The sequence below is a fragment of the Mesorhizobium sp. M7A.F.Ca.US.002.01.1.1 genome, assembly GCF_004022955.1.
In the GTDB taxonomy this organism is placed as follows: Bacteria; Pseudomonadota; Alphaproteobacteria; order Rhizobiales; family Rhizobiaceae; genus Mesorhizobium; species Mesorhizobium ciceri.
Genome location: NZ_RZQE01000617.1, coordinates 1 through 2,844, shown reverse-complemented (window position 1 = coordinate 2,844; position 2,844 = coordinate 1). Strand labels below are relative to the sequence as shown.

Here is a 2,844-nt window from a genome sequence, read left to right as displayed (position 1 = left end):
CGATGAAGGTGATATCGTTGGAATTGCCATTCGTGGTGATCAGCGTTTTCTGGTCGGGCGTGAAGGCCAGATGCCAGACGCGCTGGCCGACGAGGATGTATTTTTCCACCTCATAAGTGTCGGTATTGATCACCGCGACATGGTTCGCCGGGCCGAGCGCGACATAGGCTTTCTTGCCATCGGCGCTGATGGCGATGCCTACCGGCTGGATGGTTTCGGCCCGCAGTCCCTGAATCGCGAACTGGATCTTCTTCACCACTTCGCGTTTGGCGTTGTCGATGACGCTGACGGTGCCGCCGACCTCGGCGCTGACCCAGACCTGCGAGCCGTCGGGCTTGAATTCGGCGAAGCGAGGGCGCGTGTCGACCAGCACATTGTCCGTCACCTCATGCGTGCCGGTGTCGATGAAATGCGCCATGCTGGTGGTTTCCGAGGTGTTGACCATGGTCTTGCCGTCGGGGCTGACACCCATGCCTTCCGGCTCCACGCCGACTGGTATCTCGGCCAGGACCTGCTTGCTTTCGACGTCGATGGCGGTGACGAGATTGTCGTCCTCATTGGCGACATAAAGCGTCTTGCCGTCGGGCGAGAGGACGAACAATTCGGGATCGGGGCCGGAAGGCAGCGTACCGATGATTTCAAGTGTCGCGGTGTCGATGATTTGGATCGTGTCGTCATCGCTGGCGCATAGATAGACGAATTTGCCGTCATGCGAGATGGTGATGCCGCGAGGTCTCTGGCCGACTTCGACGGTCTTCACCACCTGCATCGTCGCCGTGTCGACGACGGTCATCGTGTTGTCCTTCTCGTTGGACACGTAAGCCGTATAGGCCGATGCCGGGCTGGCCGTGAAGCCGGCCGCGAGAATGGCGAATGCGCAAGCTCGTTTCTGCACGCAAATTCCTCCCGATTGACTCTACTTGAGAGCGCATTTCGTTTCCGGCTGATCGACACCGAGAGTGTCGAGTTCGGAGACCTGGTGAAGATAGCCCTCCTGTGGCGATGTCGAGACGACCGACTTGGTGTCGCCAAGCAAGATCGGCTGGCGAAGCTGGAGGTTCCATTTGCGGAAGGTCAGCTTCTGCCCCTTGAAAGCAGCAACCGAAAAATCGTCAGAGCGTATATAGTCGCTGATCCTTTTCGCATCGTCGCCCTTGGTGCGCGTGGTGGCCTCGCCGACCGCACGCACCGCGGTCCAGGCCGACATGTCTTTGGAGAGCATCCGCCGGCTCGTCGTCTTCAGGAAGCGGCTCTGCATCTGGATGCCGCCCCATTGTTCGCTGGCGGGATGCCATGACGATGCAACCAGACCGGCCGTGCCGGCGACCAGCCGCGGCGTCCAGGTGCGGTAGGGCACGTAGGTGCCGAAAACCTCGCTTTCGTCGGCGACAAGCACCACGTCGTGCTCCGGGAGGTCTTGCGTGAACACGGAAATCTGCTGCTGTATCTGCGTGGCGCCGGTGTCGGTGCGCCTGGCTGTGCCGGTATCCTTGAATTCCTTCTCGGCGACGATCTGGCCGCCGAAGCGGGTTGCCGCGCGGCGCAGCGCATCGGCGTAGAGATGGTCCTGCTCATGTGATCCATAGAGCAGCACCCAATTCGGCCACTTCTTCACCATGAGATACTGCGCCAGCGCGTCGGCCAGCATGCTGCGCGTCGGCGCGATATGGAAAACGTTGATGCGGCAGTCCTCCTCGCGAAGGCTGTCGTCGGTGGCGCCGACGTTGAAGATCAGCACGCCTTTGTCGCGGGCGATGTCGGCGATCGACAGCAATTGTTTGGCTGAAAGATCGGCGACCACATAGCGGTCGCCCTTGGCGATCATGCCTTCGAATGCCTGAACCGCGTCGCCGTCGGGCTTGACCTCGGTCACGTCGAGGCTGAATTTCTGGTCGGTGAACTTTCCCGTCGTGTTGTTGTCGCCGATCGCTACCTCGGCACCGGCGACACCTTCGTCACGTGGCGGCAGGTCGAGCATGGAAAGCGTCAATTGCGGTGCGTAGGCCCGCAAATAGCCTATCTTGATTTCAGTTATCTTTTTTTCCGGCTTCGCCACCGTTTCCTGGCCTGTCGCGTCGGAAACGTTGACGGTCAGGGAAAAAAAGCACAAAAAGGCAGCGAGAGTGCCTGGCACCGCGCTCGTCATCGATAGTAATTACCCATTCTTGCGCAGAGGTTCGACGGTTGCCGGACCCGCGCCAAGTCAAGGTGCCCATGATCAACTTAGCCGACCCGCAAAATTTATCAAACCCTATAGGACGACTTTTCGCGCCTGCCAGAACGGTGCGGAAGGTCGCCAGCGTCGATTCGCATGGCAACACCGGCGAGACGTGGCGCAGGGGGATCGACCGCCTCTATAAAAGCGTCTTGTCCTCCAAACTGGAGAAACTGTTCAAATGACCAGAATGCTGGCAAGCGTCACCGGCATCGAAGAGGCGGAGATCGCTCTTTCTGGAGGTGTCGATATCGTCGACCTGAAGGACCCGAAGGCGGGAGCCCTGGGCGCGGTGTCCATGGAAACCATGCTCCGAACGATCTCTTTCATCGCGGGTCGGGCTCCGGTCAGCGCTGTCTGCGGCGACCTGCCGATGGAACCCGAAACGATCCGCATCAAGGCCGAAGAGATCGCGGCGACCGGCGTCGACTATGTGAAGATCGGATTTTTTCCTTCGGCAAATATCTCTGCCTGCGCACAGGCGCTTGAACCGCTCGCCGCACGAACGAAGCTGATTGCCGTGCTGTTTGCCGATCTGGCGCCGGACTTCGAGCTTCTGCCGATGTTCGCCAGGCATCGCTTCCACGGCGTGATGGTTGATACCGCGCAAAAGGGGAAGGGCCGGCTGC

General features: G+C 60.0%; 3 protein-coding genes. 1 reads left to right on the top strand and 2 read right to left on the bottom strand.

From position 1 onward, the window contains the following. Together EN932_RS32950 and EN932_RS32945 are read right to left on the bottom strand one after the other, a co-directional pair. A partial coding sequence (locus EN932_RS32950) for a PQQ-dependent catabolism-associated beta-propeller protein (RefSeq protein ID WP_128369397.1) occupies positions 1-895 on the bottom strand: 895 nt, incomplete at its 3' end. 21 nt (positions 896-916) lie between these two features. Continuing rightward, a complete protein-coding gene (locus EN932_RS32945) occupies positions 917-2,146 on the bottom strand; it encodes an ABC transporter substrate-binding protein (protein WP_127369913.1) in 1,230 nt (409 codons plus the stop codon). 250 nt (positions 2,147-2,396) lie between these two features. Here EN932_RS32945 and EN932_RS32935 point away from each other — a divergent pair. Next, a partial coding sequence (locus tag EN932_RS32935; protein ID WP_245483373.1) for a (5-formylfuran-3-yl)methyl phosphate synthase occupies positions 2,397-2,844 on the top strand: 448 nt, incomplete at its 3' end.